A 21,435-nucleotide genomic window follows, 5' to 3' on the forward strand; every position below is an offset into this window, starting at 1 on the left:
GCCCAACCACATTTATCTAATCGAGGTAACCCGTGCCCCAGTCGACACTTTCCCTACAGCATACTGAATCTACAACCGGCACCTCTTTGAATGGTGCGCGCGGGCTTGAAACGATCCACATAGGAGAGCGAACTTTCCTATATATTGCGGGTGTTTACGCGGATTCGATCAGTGTTTATGAAATGTTTTCCGACGGCACCACAGATTTGGTAACGACGGTCGCAAACGATAGTACAAATGCGCTAAACGGGGTTAGCGGCTTTGCTTCGATTGAGATATCGGGCACGAATTACCTTTATGCCGTTTCCGAATCTGACGACTCGCTTTCTGTATTTGAAGTTCAGCAGGACGGAACCTTATCTCTGTCTCAAACCATTATTGACGATGCAACTTTGGAACTTGATTTGCCTTTTGGTGAATTGAGCATCGTCCAATCGGGGGCGAACCAATTCTTGATCGTCCACGGTTACTATGATGACGGGCTGAGTGTCTTTCAGATCGGTGTTGACGGTACTTTGACCAACACAGCCAATATTGATGACACCCTCCAGCCCGAGTTTGGGATGAACGCCGCTTCGGACACAGCCGTTGTGACGATGGGGGCAAACACGTTCGTCTATGTCACTGGCCGCGATGATGATGCGATCACCGTTTTTGAGCTCACCTCGTCTGGTTTGCTGATGTATGTCGCGACCGTCAACGATGTCTCGACACTGTTGCTGAACGGGGCGCTTGGTATTGAAGCCGCGACGATTGGTGCGAACACCTTTTTGTATGTCGCAGGTCTCAACGACGACGGCATCTCGGTGTTTCAAGTGGCGGCCAACGGCACGCTGACGAACGTCTTTAATTACTCAGATACCACGGAGCTTGCCTTAAATGGCGCTACAGATATTGAGGTTTTTGAGTTTGAAGGCGGCTCTTATCTTGCGGCCACCGGAGCCTATGACGATGGGGTTTCACTATTTGAAATAGATGCCACGGGCGCGTTGACCGAAGTCGAAACGCTGTTTGACTCCGCCGATCCATCCCTTGCCCTCAACGGAACCCTCGCTGTTGAGTTCGTTGACGTGGATGGTGTGGGGTTCTTGGTAGCCAGCGGGCTAGATGACGATGGATTCTCGGTGTTCCGTCTAAACGGCGATGCACCGGCAATTGATGGCACGCAATCCGATAATCTTTTGATCGGAAACCCAGAAGGCGACGAAATCAATGGGTTGGGCGGTGATGATCTTATTATCGCTCAGGGCGGAGATGACACCGTTGATGCGGGCCAAGGCGACGACATTGTCAACGGTGGCGCGGGCGATGATTTGATCCTGGGGGATGACGATTTGGTGCAAACCGAATCCAATGTCACAACGATTACCGAAACAGGCCAGGACTTGGCACTAACAGTTACTCTGCCAGATGCCTCGGACGGATCAACGCTTGATATTTCAGGTCTGATCAACAGGCAGCCCTTGGATACGGGAACCTTCAATATCGTCTACGTCATTGATGTTTCGCCATCCATGAACGACGCTTTTTTGGGGGCCGAGACCATAGGTGATCTCAATCAAGATGGGGCCGCCAATACACTTCTTGACGGGACGATTGCCGCCTATGAAGCTTTGACAGCCTCAATTGTATCCGCCGGGTTCACCAGCTCAAATGTAACAATCGTTGCTTTTGATGGCTCGGCACAGACTGTCTATTCCGGGTCCGTTATTGGTGGCGTGGTGTCTGCGCTTGAAGCTTTGGATTTTGGGAGCAGCACCAATTTTGAAGCGGCCTTGCAGGAAACCATCGCAGCTTTGTCCACGGCAGGGCCCGGTCAGAACCGGGTGTTCTTTATGTCAGACGGTGAGAACATTTCAGGCGGCAATTTCCTAGATGAAGTTGCGACGCTAATCGACCCAAACGGGCTGAACGCAAATGTTTCCGCCGTTGGCCTGGGCAACGACGCAAGTCTGGCTGATCTTGATCTTGTGGATGATGGGCTGGCCAACAACAGCGCAGTTCGCGTGATTGAGCCGAGCTCTTTGACAGCCAATTTAACCGGCTCTCCGGTCGCCAATAGTGAAGTGGATCGGTTGGAAATTCACGTGAACGGGACTTTACGCAGAACACTAAACGACAATGAATTCACCGTGACGCCGTTGGGATTACAATACAATGTGTCGGTCGAAGGGTTGTCGACATCCGCGGGCGATGTGATCGAAGTTATTTTGGTGGCTTCGGACAGCGCCGCGACCCAAGTTGCGGTTAGTTTGACCGTGCCCAATATGGCGTTGGACATCGGAGATGACACTCTGGTCGGCGGCATTGGTGACGATACCTTGCATGGGAATGGTGGTAATGATCAGCTGTTTGGTGGTGATGGTATGGATGCGTTGATCGGTGGATCTGGCAACGATCTTCTCGACGGGGGGCTTGGTGGCGATCTGCTGATCGGCGGATCTGGCAACGACACCTTGATTGGTGGCGGTGATCTTGACACCCTGCAAGGCGGTCTGGGCGATGATGTGTATTACATTGATCGCATCGATATCGTGGACGAGCTAAGCGCGGGCGGGTCTGGTTACGATCACATCTTCACCCATCAAAGTATTGATTTGTCGTGGAGCCAGTTCCTTGGCGTGTTTGAGGCCGTGACCCTTGAGGGTGAAAACAATGTTTTTGCGACGGGCACGAATTTGAACGATGTTTTGCGCGGAAATGTCGGTGACAATGTGCTGCGTGGGATGGGCGGCGCGGATTCTTTGTCCGGTGGTCAAGGCGAGGACACGATCCGGGGGGGAACCGGAGGTGACTCTTTGTATGGCGGCGACGGGGCCGACACCATTTATGGTGAGGATGGCCGGGATTTGATCTTTGGTGGAAACCAGGGCGATTTCTTGGTTGGCGGCGACAGCAACGATACGCTCAGTGGTGGTGACGGACGAGACACCTTGCTTGGCGGCGGTGGCGCAGACAGCCTCTTGGGTGGGCGCGGCATGGATGATCTTCGTGGCGGTGATGGGCACGATACGCTGTTTGGCGGAGACAGCGAAGATCTCTTGTCGGGTGCCCAAGGCAATGATGACATGCGCGGTGGCAATGGCCACGATACCCTGATTGGCAATACCGGCCTTGATACCCTTGCGGGTGGGGCAGGTAATGACAGTCTTTCGGGCGGTGACGATGAAGACACGCTTGTTGGCAATGGCGGAAACGACACGCTTTTGGGCGGCAACCAAAACGACAATCTGTCCGGCGGTGACAACAGTGACTCCTTGTATGGTGAAAATGGTTCCGACCTGTTGGATGGCGGCAATCAGAGCGATTATTTGGATGGCGGCGACAACAACGACACCTTGCTCGGTGGTGAAGGGAATGACACTGCGGTCGGTGGCATTGGTTACGACAGCATTGACGGCGGTGCCGGTAACGACAGTCTGCGTGGCAACGAAGGGAGCGACACTCTCGAGGGTGATGCAGGGCTAGACACGTTGTTCGGCGGAAGCGGTCACGATGAAATGCAGGGCGGCGACGATGATGATGTTTTGTACGGCAACCAAGGCAACGACACTTTAGAAGGTGGTGACGGAGATGATCTGTTGTCAGCCGGCGACAACAACGACACTGCGATTGGCGGTGACGGTTATGACACTATTTCCGGGGGCAGTGGTGCGGATGAGCTGCGGGGCGGCGCACAAAACGACACGCTAAATGGCGATGCTGGGAATGACCTGCTTTATGGCGGCACGGGCCGTGACAGCTTGCTGGGTGGCGACAATAACGACAGCCTGTTTGGCAATGAAGGCCAAGATACGCTGCGCGGCGGCGACGGTGCCGATAGCCTGTCTGGCGGGAACAACAACGACGTCCTGTATGGAAATTCCGGTGACGACACCCTGGCAGGCGGGGACGGAAGCGACAGCCTTCTTGGCGGTGACGATGCTGACGTCTTGTTTGGAAATGGCGGCCGCGACACGCTGTTGGGGGGCACCGGAGCCGACACATTAACAGGTGGCTTGGACGCGGATGTTCTGACCGGGGGGCTGGGTGCCGATGAGTTCGACTTCAATTCAATTGCTGAAATTGGGACATCAGGCGGCGTCAATGATCTGATAACAGATTTCGATCAAGGCACTGATGTCATTGATCTATCAGATATTGATGCGCTGACCACAGTGGGCGGCGACCAGAGCTTTCAATTTGTTGGCACCCTTGCCCATTCCGGGGCTGGCGCGACGTTGCGCTATGTTACGACAGCCACTCAAACCCATATCTACGGAGATGTTGATGGGGACGGTGCCGGTGATTTCAGGCTCACTTTGGACGGGGTTTATGTGCTGACAGCCAGCGACTTTATTCTCTAAAACGGTTTAGTTGGAAAACGGTATTGGGCGGGGATCATTGTACCCGTCCAAGTGATGGGATGTTGATGCATAGGCATTTGCGCCCTCTCTTTGTCAAACCGCCCAAATTGTCCGGGTGTGCCCACAGCTGCCGCCTCGGGTTTCGGCACAATGGCCCGGCTTGTTTTGTGCCCGTCAGTGCTGACGTTGCGGGGCAACGCAATTCTTTGCTGGTTCTGCAATGCAGCAAATGATACACCGCCGCGAAATATTCTTGCGTGGAGGACGCGGATATGAGCGCGACAGCAAAGAAACGGGCCCCGATGCCTGACGACATCCGGGCCCGCAAGAGCGGCGAGCCGCTGGTCAGTTTGACAGCATACACCACCCAAATGGCTGAGTTGATGGATGCCCATTGCGATTTCGTTTTGGTCGGCGATAGTGTTGGGATGGTTTTGCACGGATTGCCATCGACACTTGGCGTGACGATGGAGATGATGATCCTGCACGGCCAGGCTGTGGCACGCGGACTCAGCTCGGCGATGATGGTCGTCGACATGCCGTTTGGCTCTTATGAAGAAAGCCCGCAACAGGCGTTTCGGAATGCGGCTCGGATCATGTCCGAAACCGGGGCCGCAGCGGTCAAGCTTGAGGGCGGTGTCACCATGGCCGAAACCATCGCGTTCCTGGTAGCGCGCGGGGTTCCGGTGATGGCGCATGTTGGGTTAACACCGCAGTCGATCAACACGCTGGGTGGCTACAAAGTACAAGGGCGCGGTGAGGCCGGTGACGCTCTGATGGCGGACAGCAAGGCGGTGGAACAAGCCGGGGCATTTGCGGTCGTCTTGGAAAAAGTACCGGCGTCATTGGCCGATAGCGTCACGGCGGAAATCGACATTCCAACCATAGGGATTGGCGCGTCGGCGGGGTGTGACGGACAAATCTTGGTTGTCGATGATATGATTGGCCTCTTTACGGCCTTCAAGGCAAAATTCGTCAAGCGCTATGCGAATTTGGGTGAACAGGCAGAAGCCGCCTTTGCACAATACGCGGCTGAGGTTCGGGCTCGGACATTCCCGGCGCAAGAACATCTGTTTGCCGACGAAGCGCCCAAGAAGAACCCGAAAACAGGCCCGGAAACAGGTGGGAAGTCAAAATGATCCCGCCAATTATTCGAACCAAAAATGAGCTGCGCGCACAGGTCGCCGCGTGGAAAGCCTCCGGGGAAACAGTGGGTGTTGTGCCAACAATGGGCGCGCTGCATCAAGGGCATTTGAGCCTGGTGCGTGCCGCAGAAGAGGCGTGCAACCGGGTCATCGTGACGATTTTTGTGAATCCGAAGCAGTTCAACAATCCTGAAGACTTGGAGAACTATCCACGCACGGAAGAAGACGACGCCAAGAAGCTGTCCCACCATCGGGTTGACGCCATTTACTGCCCCAATCCAGAGGAGATTTACCCCGACGGTTTTGCCACGACTGTGTCGGTGTCGGGACTGACGAATGTGCTTTGCGGGGCCCACCGGCCGGGGCACTTTGATGGTGTTGCGACTGTGGTTACCAAGTTGTTCACGCAAACACGCGCAGATCAGGCGTTTTTTGGTGAAAAGGATTTCCAACAGTTGCAAGTGGTTAAGCGGCTAGCAATCGATCTGGATCTGATGACGGAAGTCGTAGGGTGCCCGACCATTCGTGAAGAAGACGGGTTGGCGATGTCGTCGCGCAATCTGCTCTTGTCGGATCGCGCGCGGATCAAAGCCCCGGTTCTGAACGAGGCCATGGAAGATATGGCAGCCGGATTGCGGGCTGGGGGCACTGCGTCTGAGTTGCGGATTGAGGCGCGCAAACGGATTTTGGCCGCAGGTTTTACGGAGGTCGAGTATCTAGATTTACGGGCGTGCGATGATTTGGCGACTTTGGATGCACCCGAGAGACCCGCACGGCTTTTGGCTGCGGCGTGGTTGGCAGGTGTTCGGTTGATCGACAATATTGCCGTTTAACGAGAATGGCGGGCACGCTGTTTCAGCAAGCTGAAAGACGCCCCGCCCGCCATCCCGCAAACCGCTGCGATCAATCAGACAGCAAAAGCGTTTGCAGGCTACGTGCCATGACGCGGGCACTGTCGAGCATTTCTGTGACCGCGATATATTCATCCGGTTTATGCGCCATTTCCAATTCGCCCGGCCCATAAGCGATGCAGTTTTTCAGGGTTCCGATCCGGTCAATGTGCTTTTGGTCATAGCTGCCCGGCGACGCGACATATGCCGGGTCTTGGCCCAAGACATCCCGGATCGCGTCATGAACCGTGGTGACAATGGGGGCATCCTTGGCCGTCATCGACGGGATCACCCGGTTGATTTCGCGCAACTCATAGTCAAATCCGGGGCGGTTGGCTTTGATATCGTCCAAAAGATCAACGACTTCGGCCTGTGTTGCATCAATCCCCTCTTCGATCAGAAAACGCCGATCAATGACGATTTTACAACTGTCTGGCACGCAATGTGCAGGCAGGCCGGTATAGTCGGCGGGTTGTTCAGGCTGTCCTCCGTGAATGGAGTTGATGTTCATCGTCGATTGGCGCGCTCCATCCGGGATCACCGGCATTTCGGTAAACCGCTTGGCCATGGCCGGATACAGCTTTTCCTCAAACGCGTCTAGAACGGCCCCCATGTGGCGCACGGCACAATCGCCTAAAAACGGCATACATCCGTGGGCGATTTCCCCCTTGGTTTCGATTTCGGCCCACCATCCGCCGCGATGGCCCAGACAAATCCGATCATGGCCCAAGGGCTCAGGAATAATCACATGCTGAACGCGTTTGGGGTCAAAATAGCCTTGTTCCGCAAGGTAGGCGACGCCGCCATAGCCGCCAGACTCTTCGTCAGCAGTGCCGCTGATTTCTATCGCGCCGCAATAATCCGGGTGCTCTTCGACAAAGGCTTCCGCTGCGATAATCGACGCAGCAAGCCCCCCTTTCATATCGCACGCGCCGCGTCCGTAAATCAGATCACCTTCCAAGGCACCGCCAAACGGATCGCGTGTCCAGCCTTGGCCGACTTCGACCACGTCAGTGTGAGAGTTGAAATGAACGCAATCGCCAGCCCGAGACCCGTCGCGCCGTGCAACGATGTTCCAACGTGGATACCGATCGCTATCGCCGGGGGCACCTTTGGCACGGATCAAGGTGCAGGTGTAGCCACGCGGTTCAAGGCGTTTGGCAAGAAACTCACAAATTTCGCGGTAATTTTCGCCCGGTGGGTTCAGGGTTGGTATGCGAATCAAATCTTGGGTCAGCGCGATCAATTCGCCCCGCTTTTCTTCGATCCGCTTGAAAATACTGTCGGTCATATGTCTCTCCACGCGCAGAGTTTTCACCCATTGCGTGTATTGTGCAAGCCCTTAAGGGACTTGCAACAAAGGCGCGGGGCCAAGAGGTATCAAACCAAGCGACATCTGCCCATTATCCAGACGTAAAGGTAAATCAAGCGTATCGGATCGCCCCTTTAATCCGGCAACCACGGACAGCCCTTGAATCAGTTTTTGGGTCACGCCATCTGGTAATTGTTGCCCAACGCGTGCCTTCTCCAATGCATCCTGCCAGTTCACAGCGCGCAAGGTCAGCTCGCCGTTTGCGCGGCCTTGGGCATCGACTTGCAGGTCTCCGGCAAGGTTTAGGTTCAGCTCGGCAAGCTGATAGGACATCAGAGACACATCAATATTGCGGGGCTGAGGCCGGCCTTGGAGAAGCGAAGACATGGCCCAGTCTTTGTCAAATGTGATGGTTGTGTTGATCTGCGTGTCGTTGACGCGCCCTTCGGCCAAAGGCGTCAATCGCCCCTCGGCGCGGGCAATGGAATTCGCAACAAAGGCAAATTGATACTGGGCATCATCTAGTCTTAATAGGGCAGCATTGGTGTCTGCCATCGCGGTGCCGTCCCAATTCAAAACCGTGGCCTCGGCATTGATCCGTTCGATACGTTCCCCCTCAGCATAGACGACACTGGCGCGAAGCCCTTCGCTGGTGATTTCGTGGTATCCAGAGGGCAGGGTCACGGTCTGCAATTCAGGAAAAATCAGGATGTGATGATCCCGTTTGTAGCTGAGCATAAGGACTTGAAAAAAGGGCGCTTCCCATAGGATGTTGGTGTCGGGATTTGCCAAAGACAGGTCTTCAAACGACATGTCTAAACGGTTCGGAAACCCGCCAATTGAAAAATCCGCATAAGAGGCAATCCAGCCTTCGGAACGCCGGTCTTCAAACCACGCTTCAACCTCTGTGCGCAGGGAATGCGCCTGATAGAACCACCAACCAGCCCATGCAAAAGCCGCTAAAACCACCACCAAGATCAGCCGTTTCATCGGTGCCCCCCTTTTCCTGACGTGTCGGATGGTGTTTACAGCGCCCAAGGGATAAGGACCAGACCATGACACTTTGGGTTTTCGGCTATGCGTCGCTTTTGTGGAACCCGGGCTTTAAGGTGGCAGAGAGCCAGCCGGCCCGTCTTTCTGGCTATGCGCGCAGTTTTTGCATGTACTCAATCCACCACCGCGGGAGCGAGGAAAAACCTGGCCTCGTCTTGGCACTTGATGAACATGACGGGACGGCGTGCGACGGATTGGCCTTGCGTGCCGAGCCGGGAACCGAAGACGCCGCATTGGAATATTTGCGCGAACGGGAATTGGTTTCGGCCGCGTATCTTGAGCGCGTTTTGCAAGTTGAGCTGGCGAGTGGCGAAAAGGTTGAGGCCGTGTCCTACGTCATTGATCCACACCACGTCCAATACACGGGCGAGCTTACGCTGGAAGAACAGGCGCAAATTATTGCGCAGGCCCATGGTGGGCGCGGTCCTAACTGTGACTATTTGTACAATACTGCCGCACATTTGGACGAATTGGGTGTCCCAGATGCAGATTTGCACTGGCTTACAGACCGGGTCAAAGCTCTGCGTGCATAAGAGCTTGGCGAACGGCGTCTAAAGCCTTAGGTTCACCCTAAGTATAACAACGTGTCAGGTGTCCGATGGACCAGCCCGACCTCGAGGCCGAGCCGCATTTTTCTCAACCCGTCCGTCAGGTCTTTTTGATGCTGATGGTTCTGGGGCTTTCCATTGCCGGTGCCTTTTTGGCGCTGCCTCGGGTGTTGCCGGTCTTTGAATCGAACCCCTACCTAAACGGTTTTATCTTTTTCGTCTTTGTGATCGGTGTGCTGGCCTGTTTCTGGCAGGTTGCGCAATTGATGACGTCAGTTCGGTGGATTCTGAACTTTGCCCGTCCCGGTGATCAGGGGACGCGTGCCAAGGCTCCGCAATTGTTAGCCCCTCTGGCGACGCTGCTTGGCCGTCATGATCGGCGCATGCAGATCAACACAACGTCTACTCGCTCCATTCTGGATTCTGTCGCAACGCGGATTGATGAAGCCCGCGAAATCACCCGATACATCGTGTCGCTGCTGATTTTCTTGGGCCTTTTGGGAACATTCTATGGCCTTGCGACTACTGTCCCGGCGCTCGTTGACACCATTCGCGGCCTTGCTCCGCAAGAAGGCGAAGAAGGCGTAGCGGTCTTCAATCGCTTGATGACAGGGTTGGAGAGCCAACTTGGTGGTATGGGCGTTGCCTTTGCATCGTCTTTGCTTGGGCTGGCCTGTTCGTTGATCGTCGGTCTGTTAGAGCTTTTTGCCGGACACGGACAAAACCGGTTCTATCGCGAATTGGAAGAATGGCTCAGCTCAATCACCAAGCTGGGATTTTCTTCTGGCGAAGGTGAGGGGCCTGATCTTGGCGCTGCTGGCATAGTTCTTGATCAGATGGCGGAACAGATGGAACGCTTGCAGCTGTTGTTTGCACGATCTGAACAAGGGCGCGCCGATGTCGATAACCGTTTGGCACAACTGGCGGATTCGCTGGAACGCCTGACAGAACGTATTGAAGCCACGGCCCCGACGGCGAACTCGATGGCGCGTATCGCCGAAGGTCAGGAATTGCTGGCCGAGGCGATCCGCGAAAAAGAGAGTAGCGAAGGCCTTGATGCTGAAAGCCGGATGCGTTTGCGGTCTATTGACGTTCAAATGCTTCGCATCTTGGAAGAAATCGCGGCCGGGCGCCAAGAAAGCATGGCCGAGTTGCGCACAGATCTTGCCGCGTTGGGGCGCAAGCTAAGCCAGACCCCGCGCAGCCGTCTGGGCGAGGATTAAGCCATGGCGCTGTCCCGCCGCACCGGTGCCAGGCTTCAGGCCTCGATCTGGCCGGGATTTGTCGACGCGATGACCGGGCTTTTGCTGGTGCTCACTTTTGTTTTGTCGATCTTTATGGCGGTGCAATTTGTGCTGCGTGAAACGATCACCGGGCAAGAAACCGAGCTGGATTCTCTGTCATCAGAGGTCGCCGCCTTGGCGCAGGCACTTGGCTTGCAAGAGCGTCGCAACACGGCGCTCACCAATGAAGTTGGCGAATTGCAGGCGACGTTAAACGACAACCAAACCCGACTGACTGAACAGGCCGGGATTATTGCCTCGCTGTCTGCGACCCGCGACAGGCAGGCCGCTGAAATAGCCGCTGCCTCTGACCGGATTGCCAGTTTCGAGGATCAGGTCGCAGCGCTTTTGATTGAGCGGGATGATCTCAGCAAAGACTTAAACCAAGCACGCACCGAAATTGATAGCCAAGCCGAAGCAGCAAAGCTGGCGGCTGCAAAACGTGAGGCGCTGGAAGCTGTCTTGGCGGACTTGCAGTCGAAAAACGCCGATCAAGAGCTTCAAATCGGTGCATTGTCGAGCGAGCTAGGCGAAACCCAAGCTGCCCTGAGTGACGAAGAGGCGCAAAGGTTGGCCGAAGCCAAGGCCGCCGAGTTGCTGCGAAACCGTTTAGAAAATGCTGATGCCGAGCTAACGGCCATGACCTTGGCGCTGGAAGACGAGCGTAAGAAAGCCGAAGAGACGCTGACTTTGTTGGCGGCGGCGCGCAAGGCTGAAGCTAATTTGAATGCCCAACTTGCGGCGGCGCTTGTCACGGGGCAAAGCGAGACACAGCTTTTGCAAACCCAGTTGGATAATGCCGAAGCCGAGATGGCCCGGCTCAAGGCTGAGCTTGCCACCTCACGGGCACAGGGGGTGGATGCGAGCGAGCGTCTTGCGACCCTGCGCAGCGCATTGGAAACTGAACGCGCCGGGCGCGAACTGGCCGAAACCGCGCTTGGCGATGAGCAAGCGGCCCGGACCGCGGCCGAAGCTGGCCTCAGCGGTGAACAGCGCGCCTTGCAAGAGGCCACGTCGGCGCTCAGAGAAGAGCAAACTGCCTTGGCAAGTGCCCAAGCGGATTTGGCTGTGGAAAAAGCCGCGCGCTCCGAGGCCGAAGTTGCGCTGAGCGAAGAAAAATCAGCACGCGAGGAGGCCGAAAGCGCGTTGGCCCAAGCGCAACTGGCCGTCAACGAAAGCGGGACACAGCTTTCGGATTTGTCGGCGAAACTGGCTGCTGCGCTGGCTCGTTTGACCGAGGCGGACAGTTTACAAGCCGAGCTGGGAGCAATGCGTGACCGAAATATCGAACTGGTCTCGGCGCTTTCGGTAGCAAAGCAGCAGACGCAAGACGCGTCATCGGCACTAGAGACAGCGCAAACTGAAAGGGTGGCTCTGGAAGCTGCTGCTGATGATGCGCAAAGGCAGCTTGCAGCAGCGCAGACTGAGCTTGAGAACCTGAACGCGTCCTCGGCTGATTTGACCGCCCGGTTGGACGCAGCGCAATCCGCAGGGGAGTTGGGGGACCAACGTTTGGCCGATTTGCAGGGGCAAACCGCGCAGTTACAAACCCAACTTGATGCGTCGGAAAAACGATCCGGCGACCGGCAATTGCGAATTGATGCTCTGATCTCGGAAAACGCAGAACTGACGGCGCAATTGACGTCTTTGAGCAGTCAGGCGGCGGATCAAGCCGAATTGATCGCGGCCCGTAATCGGGCGGATCGGCTGGCCGCAGAACTGGCGGCTGCAAAGACGCGTGATGATGACCGCGATGGGCTTATTGTCCAATTGCGTCAATCTCTTGCCGTGGCCGAAGCGAAAGTTCTGGAGCAGGCCGACGACAGCCGGTCACTTGAAGAACGTCTGGCGGCAGCATTGGCAGCACGGCTTGAAGCTCAGGGATCTGCCGAAGACGTGCGGGCCAAGTTGATTTCGGCACTGGCGGCTCAGAAGGCCGCCGAGACTGAACTGGACACTCAGTTGACTGAGGCCGAGCAGAAACAGGCGCTTTTGTCGGAAGCGCATCAAGAACTGGCGGTGAATAAGGAACGCGCGAGCGTTGCCGAGAAACAGTCAGAATTGTTGAACCAGCAAGTTGCGGCCTTGCGTCAACAATTGGGTGAGCTGCAAGCGCTCTTGGACGATGCCAAAGTCCGGGACATTGAGGCGCAAGTGCAACTGCAAAGCCTTGGATCGGATTTGAACGCGGCGGTTGCCCGTTTGGCGGCAGAAGAGCGCAAGCGTCGCAAGTTGGAAGAAGCGGAGCGTAAACGTCTCGAAGAGGAAAAGAAGGACCTTGAACGCTACCGGTCTGAATTCTTTGGCAGGCTGCGCGATGTTGTCGGTGCCCGCGAAGGTGTTCGTATCGAAGGTGACAGGTTTGTGTTCTCGTCGGAAGTGCTTTTCCCACCGGGAGAGACGGAACTATCCGCGCTTGGGAAACGTGAAATTTCCAAAGTCGCCAACATCTTGCGCGCAATCGTCAGCGACATCCCTGATGGGATAGATTGGGTGATCCGCGTCGATGGCCATACGGACAATGTTAAGGTTCGCCCTGGTGCCGCTTTTGCCGACAACTGGGAGCTAAGCCAAGCGCGCGCGCTGTCTGTCGTGCGGGTTTTGATCGATTCCTATGGTATTCCACCGCAGCGATTGGCCGCCAACGGATTTGGCGAATTCCAACCCGTCAATTCTGAAAACTCGGCCGAAGCAAGGGCGCAAAACCGCCGGATTGAGTTGAAGCTGACAGAACGCTGACCGCTATTTGACTGTAATATGTGCAAACCGATGCGCGATTATTTCACCTTTTCGCGACAAGGTCGCTTCTCCAACGTAGTGGCCCATTTCCCAACCTTGCTCAGGGGCTTTTCGGCCATACGCCTGCATTTGGCTGGCCTTGGGCGACTTCAACACCATCGAATGATCAAAGATTTCGCCACTTGGACCGGTGGCGGTCAATCGAAGTACATCACCGTGTTCCGCATGAGCGGCATGCATATACAATACAATTGGTTGGTTTGGAGCATTGCTGGTTAAGCGGGCGGCGCCGGTTCGGACAGAGTCGAGATCGGGAACATGATCCGTTATTCCAGCTGTTAGAATACCAGTCCGGTGATACACAATGGGATTGACCCAGAGCCCTTCGGTCTCATCGGTGCAGCTGTTCAATGGACCGGGTTGAAACGGGTCGATCAAATTTGAGTCGTGGTATACCGAAAAATGTAGATGCGGGTGGTTGGTTTGACCTGAAAGCCCGACCAGCCCCAATGCTGTTCCAGTCTGTACCAGGTCGCCGGGTTTAACCGCGACGGATCCTTGCTTGAGATGGCAATATTGAGTGACCCAGCCGTTGTCGTGTTTGACGATAACAGCGTTTCCGCACGCGGTTTCCGGAGTGACATCGCGCATCAACCGGTCATCTGGCATGTTGTCACGAGTCCGAAACACGATGCCTGGGGCCGCTGAAAAGACGTCGACGCCTTTGGTTACAGCGTCAAAAGTGAGGAGCGCGAAATCAGTTCCCTTGTGTGCATCGCGAGAATTCAAACCGCAACGGTAGTCTGTTTGTCTGTTTGGATTGGGGTCGTGGTCGACGTAATCCTCAATAAAGCAGGTTTTTCCGATGTCGCAGTCTAAAGGAAAGCCCAAGCGGATGTCCTCCGCTTGGGCCAAATCAGTTACCAAAGCCAATGCCGCGGCAAGTCCGAGGCCGAACCGCATCAGTCGGCCGTCAGCAGTGGCGGCTTCTTTTTGCTGCTGATCTTAGGCTTGGATGGACCTTCCAGGTTCAAAACCAACTCGCCGTCCTTAACCGAAACTTTGACCAATCCGCCCTTCATTAATTTACCGAACAACAACTCTTCTGCGAGTGGCTTTTTGATGTGCTCTTGAATGACGCGTCCCAACGGGCGCGCACCCATTTTGTCGTCATATCCTTTGTTTGCAAGCCATTCTGCGGCCGGACGGGTGAGCTCAATACTGACACCGCGATCCATCAGTTGTGCTTCGAGTTGAAGCACGAACTTTTCAACAACTTGCAAGATCACATCTTTGGGCAGTGGTTGGAAGCTAATAACGGCGTCCAAACGGTTGCGGAATTCGGGGGTAAAGGTGCGTTCAATAGCAGCGGTATCTTCACCTTCGCGACGATCACGCCCAAATCCGATGGCGGATTTTGCCTGTTCCGTTGCGCCAGCATTGGATGTCATGATCAAGATCACATTACGGAAATCCACGGTTCGACCGTTATGATCCGTCAAGGATCCGTGGTCCATTACCTGCAGAAGTATATTGTAGACATCCGGATGCGCTTTTTCCATTTCGTCCAAAAGCAAAACGCAATGAGGGTGCTGATCAACACCATCCGTCAACTGACCACCCTGATCAAATCCGACATAGCCGGGAGGGGCACCAATCAAGCGTGATACAGCGTGTTTTTCCATGTACTCAGACATGTCAAACCGCAGCAGCTCGACGCCAAGGTTGTCGGCCAATTGCTTGGCGACCTCGGTTTTCCCAACACCGGTCGGGCCTGCGAAGAGATAGTTCCCAATCGGTTTTTCAGGTTCACGCAACCCGGCGCGCGCAAGTTTGATTGCCGAAGCAAGCGCATCAATGGCGTCGTTCTGACCAAAGACCACACGCTTAAGCGTTTTCTCCAAGTCTTTGAGCATCTCGGCATCGTCTTTGGAGACGTTTTTCGGAGGAATGCGGGCAATTTTTGCCACAACGGCTTCAATTTCCTTAGTGCCGATGGTCTTGCGACGTTTGCTTTCGGCAACCAAGTGCTGTGCGGCACCGGCTTCGTCGATGACATCAATCGCCTTGTCGGGCAGTTTGCGGTCATTGATATAGCGCGCGGCCAGCTCAACGGCTGATTTGATCGCATCCGCCGTGTATTTAACGCTGTGATGCTCTTCGAAATAGGGTTTCAGACCCTTGAGGATTTTCACGGCATCATCGACCGACGGCTCATTCACGTCAATTTTCTGGAACCGACGGCTTAGGGCGCGGTCCTTTTCAAAGTGCTGACGGAATTCTTTGTAGGTGGTTGAGCCCATGGTGCGGAGTTTACCGCCCTGAAGGGCCGGTTTCAGTAGGTTGGAGGCATCCATTGCCCCGCCTGAGGTCGCACCTGCACCAATAACGGTATGAATTTCGTCGATAAACAGTACCGCGTCAGGGTGATCTTCAAGTTCGGTCACGACGGCCTTGAGGCGCTCTTCGAAATCACCGCGGTAGCGTGTTCCAGCAAGCAACGCCCCCATATCGAGCGAATAAATCGTGGTGTTTGACAAGACCTCGGGTGTTTCGCCAGACACGATTTTGCGTGCCAATCCTTCTGCGATGGCAGTTTTGCCAACGCCCGGATCACCAACCAGCAACGGGTTGTTTTTACGACGGCGACAGAGAACCTGAATACAACGTTCGACTTCGGAATCGCGGCCAATCAGCGGGTCGATATCGCCTTCGCCAGCCTTGACGTTCAAATCAACGCAGTATTTTGCCAAGGCGCTTTCTTTTTCGGCGCTGGTTTGTTGCGGCTCAACGTGAGGGGCTTCTTCCTCTTCTTCAGAGCCGGAAATCGGGCGGCTTTCGCCATATGCGGGGTTTTTGGCAACGCCATGGGCAATGAAATTCACGGCATCATAGCGGGTCATTTCCTGTTCTTGCAGGAAATAGGCGGCGTTTGATTCCCGCTCGGCAAAGATCGCGACCAAAACATTGGCCCCGGTCACTTCGGTCCGGCCGGAAGATTGCACATGGATCGCGGCGCGTTGAATCACGCGTTGGAAGGCGGCTGTTGGAACCGCCTCGGACCCTTCGATATCAGTGACGAGATTCGACAAATCCTCATCAACGAATTCAACCAAAGTTGTCCGGAGTTCTTCTGTATCAACTGAACACGCCTTCATCACGCGTGCGGCGTCGGGTTCGTCGATTAACGCCAGCAACAGGTGTTCCAGCGTGGCAAATTCGTGACTACGTGAGTTGGCCAGAGCCAAAGCCGCGTGGATTGCCTGCTCAAGGGTATTCGAGAATGAAGGCACGAGCGTGCTCCTCTTGCTTATGCGCTGTCGTTGACCGCCAGCATGTCTTCTTAAAGTTAAAGTTTGGTCGATTAACGCCAAGCTTCAAGTTTTTTCTGCCAAAATGCGCTTCACTTTCCGCGCATTTCCGTAACAGGACGTGATTTCCGCTAAAAATTGTCCTTACGGGCGCGGATTTCGGCAAAGACCTCCGCATCGGTGTTGTCGTCCATGTTTAGCCCTTTGCGGATGCTTGGATCAGCGGGTCGCAAAAACGGGTTCGTGGCCAATTCCAGCGACAAAGGCACTTGCGCCGTCGGTTTGTTTTCGGCTCGGGCCTCAGTGATGTCTTGGACTCGGGAGATAAGCTGCGCATTCTCAGGGTCAATAGAGAGCGCGAATTTTGCATTGGATTCGGTGTATTCATGACCGGAATAAACCATGGTGTCTGGCGGGAGAGAGGCCAGCTTTGACAGGCTGTCCCACATCATATCCGCGCTGCCCTCGAACAATCGCCCACAGCCCAAGGCCATCAAACTGTCCGCGGTGAACACCGCACCGCCTTTGGGATAATAGAACGCAACATGTCCAAGGGTGTGACCAGGAACAGAAATTACCTCGCACTTGCCTTCCTCGGAGCCTCCCGAAAACCCATCGGTCAAGGCAAAGTCAAGTTTGGGCAGTTTGTCTTCTTCTTCCTTGGGGCCCATGACCATGCAGCCATATTTGGCCTTTAACTCATCCACGGCTTGTACGTGATCCCAATGGTGATGGGTCAGCATGATCACACCGGGTTTCCAGTCGCGCGCCTCAAGCGCTGCAATAATTGGGGCGGCTTCGGGGGCGTCAATGATGGCCACACCATCGGGACCGTTGACCAAATAGGCATAGTTGTCTTCAAGGCAGGGGATCGTGACAACTTCAAAGGGCATGGTCTTTCCTCGCGGGCAATGACAAACTAACCCCAGAGTGACGCATCTGCCAAAGGGCTGCAATGGGGCTGCAATGCATCTAGACGTACAAGTATTGCGGGATTTCTATTATCGCAACGCGCTGGGGCGTGCGGCGCAAAAGATTATTCGTAATCAAGTGCTCAGCTTTTGGCCCGAAGCCAAGGGGCAATCCGTTGCGGGATATGGCTTTGCTGTCCCGATGCTGCGGCCGTACTTGCCAGACGCACGGCGGGTTGTTGGGTTGATGCCGGGGCCGCAAGGTGTGATGCCCTGGCCCGCTGGTATGCAAAATGTCAGCGTTTTATGCGAAGAAACGCTGTGGCCCTTGGAAACCGGTCATGTTGATAAGTTGATTTTGATGCACGGGCTGGAAACATCGCAAAATCCGACCGAGGTTCTGGAAGAAGCCTATCGCGTTCTTGGCCCGGGCGGGCAGGCGTTGTTTATTGTCCCAAATCGGACCGGGCTTTGGGCGCGTGCAGATCAAACACCGTTTGGGTTTGGGCGTCCCTACACGTCTGGTCAGCTTGAAGCGCAGCTCAAAAAGCACGATTTTGTCCCCGAGGCGCATGTGTCGGTTCTTTACCAACCGCCATCAACCCGGCGCTTCTGGATGAAAACCGGGCCGTTTTGGGAAAAGACAGGCCGCGCCATTCCTGCCGTTATGGCCGGTGGGGTGATGATGGTTTTGGCATCCAAACGCCATCCACCGCGCCACCGGGGCGTTGGTGAAGCAGCACGTGTTCTCAGCCCATTGGATGTGCTTGCGCCGAAACCCGGAAAGGTCGCCGAGCCTGCCTGAATCAGCAGGGGCGATCTTTGCCATAGTCACATTCAAGTCAGCCATGTGCGTTTCTGGCGTTTCGTCTGCGTTTCAGGCGTTTCGTCAAATACATAGGGGCCAGAAACCAAACAGAACGTTCCGATCGCCAATCGAAAATCACCGGCACCCGCGACAGCTTCCATGCCTGAAGGGTGGTTTTGCGCTGTCACGAGGACTTGTAACGTTACGGACACCAGAAAATGCTGTAGTTGCCTTTTGTAACCGGAGGCGAGTCTTCGCTCTCTCATAGGGGGACGTAATGGGGTGAACCAAACGTCGTTGGTCGATCTGACGTGAATTCGCCTGTTTCGATAATCAGGCGGCGCATACCCGCTTGAAAGGTCCGACCTCTGGTCGGATCGTCGCGAAGCCACGCCAAACATGATGCGCCAGTCGCGTCTGTTTCCCGGCCACCACCAACGACTCCAACGGAGTTATTTCGATCCGTTTGGGTGTCATTATCCAAGCCTTCGCGCTTTAAAAACAGCCCCAAACGAGCGGCCAAACTGATTGCCGGCGAACCCAGACGGCAAATACCCCCGAGGACTGTGTCGACTTGAGGGGAAGCTGTTGTTTGCCAAGGGCTTGGTTAACGGTCGCGCGGATCGTAGCGCGATTGGGAATCAGTCACAGAATTTTGGCGAAAATGCCCGGCCTGGGTGTCGGTTGTGGGCCTCGTAATCTTGGGACCGAACAGGGAAAAATCGGGCCCAAAGGGGGGATTCTCTCGAAAAAGTCAAAAATAGATGCATCTTGTAAACGCGCACAAAGTCGCACTTTTGTCCAAGTCCCTGATTTCCATGGGTTTAGCCCTAAAGTTAAATATGCCTTAGTATGTTGCTAGGTTTGATTAGCTCTGTTACATCCGCGTCGATTTATGTCTCTTGGTACAAATCAAGGGGTCGAAATGCCCTCGGATGCGTCGGATCCCCGCCGCGTCACGGGGGCTGAATATCGAAAGGGTGGACGTGTCAGAATCTGCATCGATTTCCTCCGGCATCGCCGTGCGCTATGCCACCGCCATCTTCGAGATTGTTCAGGAGTCGAAAGATCTCCCCAAGCTCGAAGCCAACCTTGATGATCTGTCGGCAACGCTGGACGACAGCGCTGACCTGCGCGAATTGATTTCGTCGCCGGTTTACAGCCGTGAAGAACAAGGTCAGGCCGTGGCGGCGATTGCCAACAAGATGGGCCTTATCCCGGCCGTCGCCAACGCGCTGAGCCTGATGGCTGAAAAGCGCCGCTTGTTTGTTCTGCCGCATTTGATCGCAAACCTGCGTGACATGCTGGCCGAAGAAAAAGGCGAAGTGACTGCAGACGTCGCATCAGCAACTGCGCTGTCCGATGCTCAGGCAACCAAACTCGCCGCCACGCTTACAGCCAGCGTCGGTAAAGACGTTAAAATCAATGCGACCGTCGATGAAAGCCTCATTGGCGGTCTTGTCGTTAAGGTGGGCTCGAAGATGATCGACACGTCGATCCGCTCCAAGCTCAACTCCCTCCAGAATGCAATGAAAGAGGTCGGATAAATGGGTATCCAAGCAGCAGAAATTTCTGCGATCCTAAAGGACCAGATCAAGAACTTTGGCCAAGATGCCGAAGTTGCTGAGGTTGGTCGTGTGCTTTCCGTGGGGGACGGTATTGCCCGTGTCCACGGTCTGGACAACATCCAGGCCGGTGAAATGGTCGAATTCCCCGGTGGTATCATGGGCATGGCCCTGAACCTCGAAACCGACAACGTCGGTATCGTTATCTTCGGGTCTGACCGTGACATTAAAGAAGGCGACACCGTTAAGCGTACGAACTCCATCGTGGACGTTCCTGCCGGTGACGAACTTCTGGGTCGCGTTGTTGACGGTCTGGGTAACCCGATCGACGGCAAAGGTCCGATCAAAACTGAAAAGCGTTTGATTGCTGACCAAAAAGCACCGGGCATCATCCCGCGTAAATCGGTTCACGAACCGATGGCGACTGGCCTCAAAGCCGTTGACGCGATGATCCCAATTGGCCGTGGCCAGCGTGAGCTGATCATTGGTGACCGTCAGACCGGTAAAACTGCCGTTGCTCTGGACGCGATCCTGAACCAGAAATCCTACAACGAAGCCGCTGGCGACGACGAAAACAAGAAGCTTTACTGCATCTATGTTGCCGTTGGCCAAAAGCGTTCGACTGTTGCTCAGCTGGTTAAAAAGCTCGAAGAAACAGGCGCGATTGACTATTCGATCGTTGTTGCCGCGACCGCTTCTGACCCTGCGCCTATGCAGTTCCTGGCACCCTACGCCGCGACCGCGATGGCCGAGCACTTCCGTGACAATGGCCGCCACGCGCTGATCATCTATGATGACCTGTCCAAACAGGCTGTGTCTTATCGCCAGATGTCGCTGCTTCTGCGTCGTCCACCCGGCCGTGAAGCTTACCCTGGTGACGTTTTCTATCTCCACTCGCGCCTGCTGGAACGTTCGGCCAAGCTGAACGAAGACAACGGTTCCGGTTCTTTGACCGCTCTGCCGATCATTGAAACCCAAGGTGGTGACGTTTCCGCGTTTATTCCAACCAACGTGATTTCGATCACCGACGGTCAGATCTTCCTGGAAACCGAACTGTTCTACCAAGGTATCCGCCCTGCTGTGAACACCGGTCTGTCGGTTTCGCGCGTTGGCTCCTCGGCTCAGACCAAAGCGATGTCTTCGGTTGCTGGTCCGGTTAAACTGGGTCTTGCTCAGTATCGCGAAATGGCTGCGTTTGCGCAGTTTGGTTCCGACCTTGACGCCGCAACCCAGCAGCTGCTGGCACGTGGTGCACGTCTGACCGAGCTGATGAAGCAGGCTCAGTACTCGCCACTGACCAACGCTGAAATCGTCTGCGCCATTTTCGCCGGTACCAATGGGTATCTGGACAAAGTGGACGTAAGCGACGTTGGCCGCTACGAAGCTGGCATGTTGGCGCATCTGCGCGGCAAGCACGCTGATTTGCTGGCCGACATCACCGACAACGACCGCAAGGTCAAAGGTGAGCTCGCTGACAAGGTCAAAGCTGCGCTGGACGAATTCGCCGCAGATTTCTCGTAAGGA

At 55.1% G+C, this 21,435-nt stretch carries 14 protein-coding genes; 9 read left to right on the forward strand and 5 right to left on the reverse strand.

The window, feature by feature from the left end; all coding sequences use genetic code 11:
- Positions 1 to 32: 32 nt before the first annotated feature.
- From ACRBB0_RS04050 to panC, 3 genes are all read left to right on the forward strand, one after another.
- Positions 33 to 4,346 (forward strand): beta-propeller fold lactonase family protein, encoded by a 4,314-nt coding sequence (locus tag ACRBB0_RS04050; protein ID WP_431373116.1) that lies wholly within the window; start codon positions 33 to 35, stop codon positions 4,344 to 4,346.
- Between the two features lie 272 nt (positions 4,347 to 4,618).
- Positions 4,619 to 5,485: a 3-methyl-2-oxobutanoate hydroxymethyltransferase gene (gene panB, locus ACRBB0_RS04055; protein ID WP_431373117.1), complete on the forward strand. Its 867-nt coding sequence runs from the start codon at positions 4,619 to 4,621 to the stop codon at positions 5,483 to 5,485.
- Entirely contained in the window at positions 5,482 to 6,324 is an 843-nt protein-coding gene (panC, locus tag ACRBB0_RS04060) for a pantoate--beta-alanine ligase (RefSeq protein ID WP_431373118.1), read from the forward strand. The genes panB and panC overlap by 4 nt, the downstream gene beginning before the upstream one ends.
- Positions 6,325 to 6,394: 70 nt before the next feature.
- Here panC and ACRBB0_RS04065 read toward each other — a convergent pair whose 3' ends face one another.
- Both ACRBB0_RS04065 and ACRBB0_RS04070 read right to left on the reverse strand, forming a co-directional pair.
- Complete coding sequence (locus ACRBB0_RS04065) at positions 6,395 to 7,672, reverse strand: acetylornithine deacetylase/succinyl-diaminopimelate desuccinylase family protein (RefSeq protein ID WP_431373119.1); 1,278 nt, start codon at positions 7,670 to 7,672, stop codon at positions 6,395 to 6,397.
- 51 nt (positions 7,673 to 7,723) lie between these two features.
- The gene (locus ACRBB0_RS04070; RefSeq protein WP_431373120.1) at positions 7,724 to 8,683 is read right to left on the reverse strand and encodes a DUF2125 domain-containing protein; all 960 of its coding nucleotides are present in this window, start codon (positions 8,681 to 8,683) and stop codon (positions 7,724 to 7,726) included.
- A 65-nt stretch (positions 8,684 to 8,748) separates the two neighbouring features.
- On the opposite strand from ACRBB0_RS04070, the gene ACRBB0_RS04075 reads away from it, so the two are divergent.
- From ACRBB0_RS04075 to ACRBB0_RS04085, 3 genes are all read left to right on the forward strand, one after another.
- On the forward strand, positions 8,749 to 9,279 hold the full coding sequence (locus ACRBB0_RS04075) for a gamma-glutamylcyclotransferase (protein WP_431373121.1): 531 nt from the start codon (positions 8,749 to 8,751) through the stop codon (positions 9,277 to 9,279).
- Between the two features lie 65 nt (positions 9,280 to 9,344).
- The gene (locus ACRBB0_RS04080) at positions 9,345 to 10,517 is read left to right on the forward strand and encodes a biopolymer transporter ExbB (RefSeq protein WP_431373122.1); all 1,173 of its coding nucleotides are present in this window, start codon (positions 9,345 to 9,347) and stop codon (positions 10,515 to 10,517) included.
- Positions 10,518 to 10,520: 3 nt separating this feature from the next.
- On the forward strand, positions 10,521 to 13,316 hold the full coding sequence (locus tag ACRBB0_RS04085; protein WP_431373123.1) for a peptidoglycan -binding protein: 2,796 nt from the start codon (positions 10,521 to 10,523) through the stop codon (positions 13,314 to 13,316).
- Between the two features lie 3 nt (positions 13,317 to 13,319).
- Here the strand turns inward: ACRBB0_RS04085 and ACRBB0_RS04090 are convergent, their stop codons facing one another.
- From ACRBB0_RS04090 to gloB, 3 genes are all read right to left on the reverse strand, one after another.
- A complete protein-coding gene (locus ACRBB0_RS04090) occupies positions 13,320 to 14,279 on the reverse strand; it encodes a M23 family metallopeptidase (protein WP_431373124.1) in 960 nt (319 codons plus the stop codon).
- Positions 14,279 to 16,609 (reverse strand): ATP-dependent Clp protease ATP-binding subunit ClpA, encoded by a 2,331-nt coding sequence (gene clpA, locus ACRBB0_RS04095; RefSeq protein WP_431373125.1) that lies wholly within the window; start codon positions 16,607 to 16,609, stop codon positions 14,279 to 14,281. The genes ACRBB0_RS04090 and clpA overlap by 1 nt, the downstream gene beginning before the upstream one ends.
- Before the next feature lie 149 nt (positions 16,610 to 16,758).
- Positions 16,759 to 17,520 carry a hydroxyacylglutathione hydrolase gene (gene gloB / locus ACRBB0_RS04100; protein ID WP_431373126.1) on the reverse strand — a complete coding sequence of 254 codons (762 nt, stop codon included), beginning with the start codon at positions 17,518 to 17,520 and terminating at the stop codon, positions 16,759 to 16,761.
- A 73-nt stretch (positions 17,521 to 17,593) separates the two neighbouring features.
- Here gloB and ACRBB0_RS04105 point away from each other — a divergent pair, with 73 nt between their 5' ends.
- From ACRBB0_RS04105 to atpA, 3 genes are all read left to right on the forward strand, one after another.
- Positions 17,594 to 18,343 (forward strand): class I SAM-dependent methyltransferase, encoded by a 750-nt coding sequence (locus ACRBB0_RS04105; protein ID WP_431373127.1) that lies wholly within the window; start codon positions 17,594 to 17,596, stop codon positions 18,341 to 18,343.
- Positions 18,344 to 19,326: 983 nt separating this feature from the next.
- Complete coding sequence (locus tag ACRBB0_RS04110) at positions 19,327 to 19,893, forward strand: F0F1 ATP synthase subunit delta (RefSeq protein ID WP_431373232.1); 567 nt, start codon at positions 19,327 to 19,329, stop codon at positions 19,891 to 19,893.
- The gene (atpA, locus tag ACRBB0_RS04115; protein ID WP_431373128.1) at positions 19,894 to 21,432 is read left to right on the forward strand and encodes a F0F1 ATP synthase subunit alpha; all 1,539 of its coding nucleotides are present in this window, start codon (positions 19,894 to 19,896) and stop codon (positions 21,430 to 21,432) included. It abuts the gene before it with no gap.
- Positions 21,433 to 21,435 lie beyond the last annotated feature (3 nt).

This window comes from Pelagimonas sp., assembly GCF_050633425.1.
Classification (GTDB): domain Bacteria; phylum Pseudomonadota; class Alphaproteobacteria; order Rhodobacterales; family Rhodobacteraceae; genus Pelagimonas.

Coding starts and splice junctions, on each gene's coding strand:
- panB (WP_431373117.1), top strand. CDS start 4,619: ATGAGCGCGACAGCAAAGAAACGGGCCCCGATGCCTGACGACATCCGG.
- panC (WP_431373118.1), top strand. CDS start 5,482: ATGATCCCGCCAATTATTCGAACCAAAAATGAGCTGCGCGCACAGGTC.
- ACRBB0_RS04065 (WP_431373119.1), bottom strand. CDS start 7,672: ATGACCGACAGTATTTTCAAGCGGATCGAAGAAAAGCGGGGCGAATTG.
- ACRBB0_RS04070 (WP_431373120.1), bottom strand. CDS start 8,683: ATGAAACGGCTGATCTTGGTGGTGGTTTTAGCGGCTTTTGCATGGGCT.
- ACRBB0_RS04075 (WP_431373121.1), top strand. CDS start 8,749: ATGACACTTTGGGTTTTCGGCTATGCGTCGCTTTTGTGGAACCCGGGC.
- ACRBB0_RS04080 (WP_431373122.1), top strand. CDS start 9,345: ATGGACCAGCCCGACCTCGAGGCCGAGCCGCATTTTTCTCAACCCGTC.
- ACRBB0_RS04085 (WP_431373123.1), top strand. CDS start 10,521: ATGGCGCTGTCCCGCCGCACCGGTGCCAGGCTTCAGGCCTCGATCTGG.
- ACRBB0_RS04090 (WP_431373124.1), bottom strand. CDS start 14,279: ATGCGGTTCGGCCTCGGACTTGCCGCGGCATTGGCTTTGGTAACTGAT.
- gloB (WP_431373126.1), bottom strand. CDS start 17,520: ATGCCCTTTGAAGTTGTCACGATCCCCTGCCTTGAAGACAACTATGCC.
- ACRBB0_RS04105 (WP_431373127.1), top strand. CDS start 17,594: ATGCATCTAGACGTACAAGTATTGCGGGATTTCTATTATCGCAACGCG.
- atpA (WP_431373128.1), top strand. CDS start 19,894: ATGGGTATCCAAGCAGCAGAAATTTCTGCGATCCTAAAGGACCAGATC.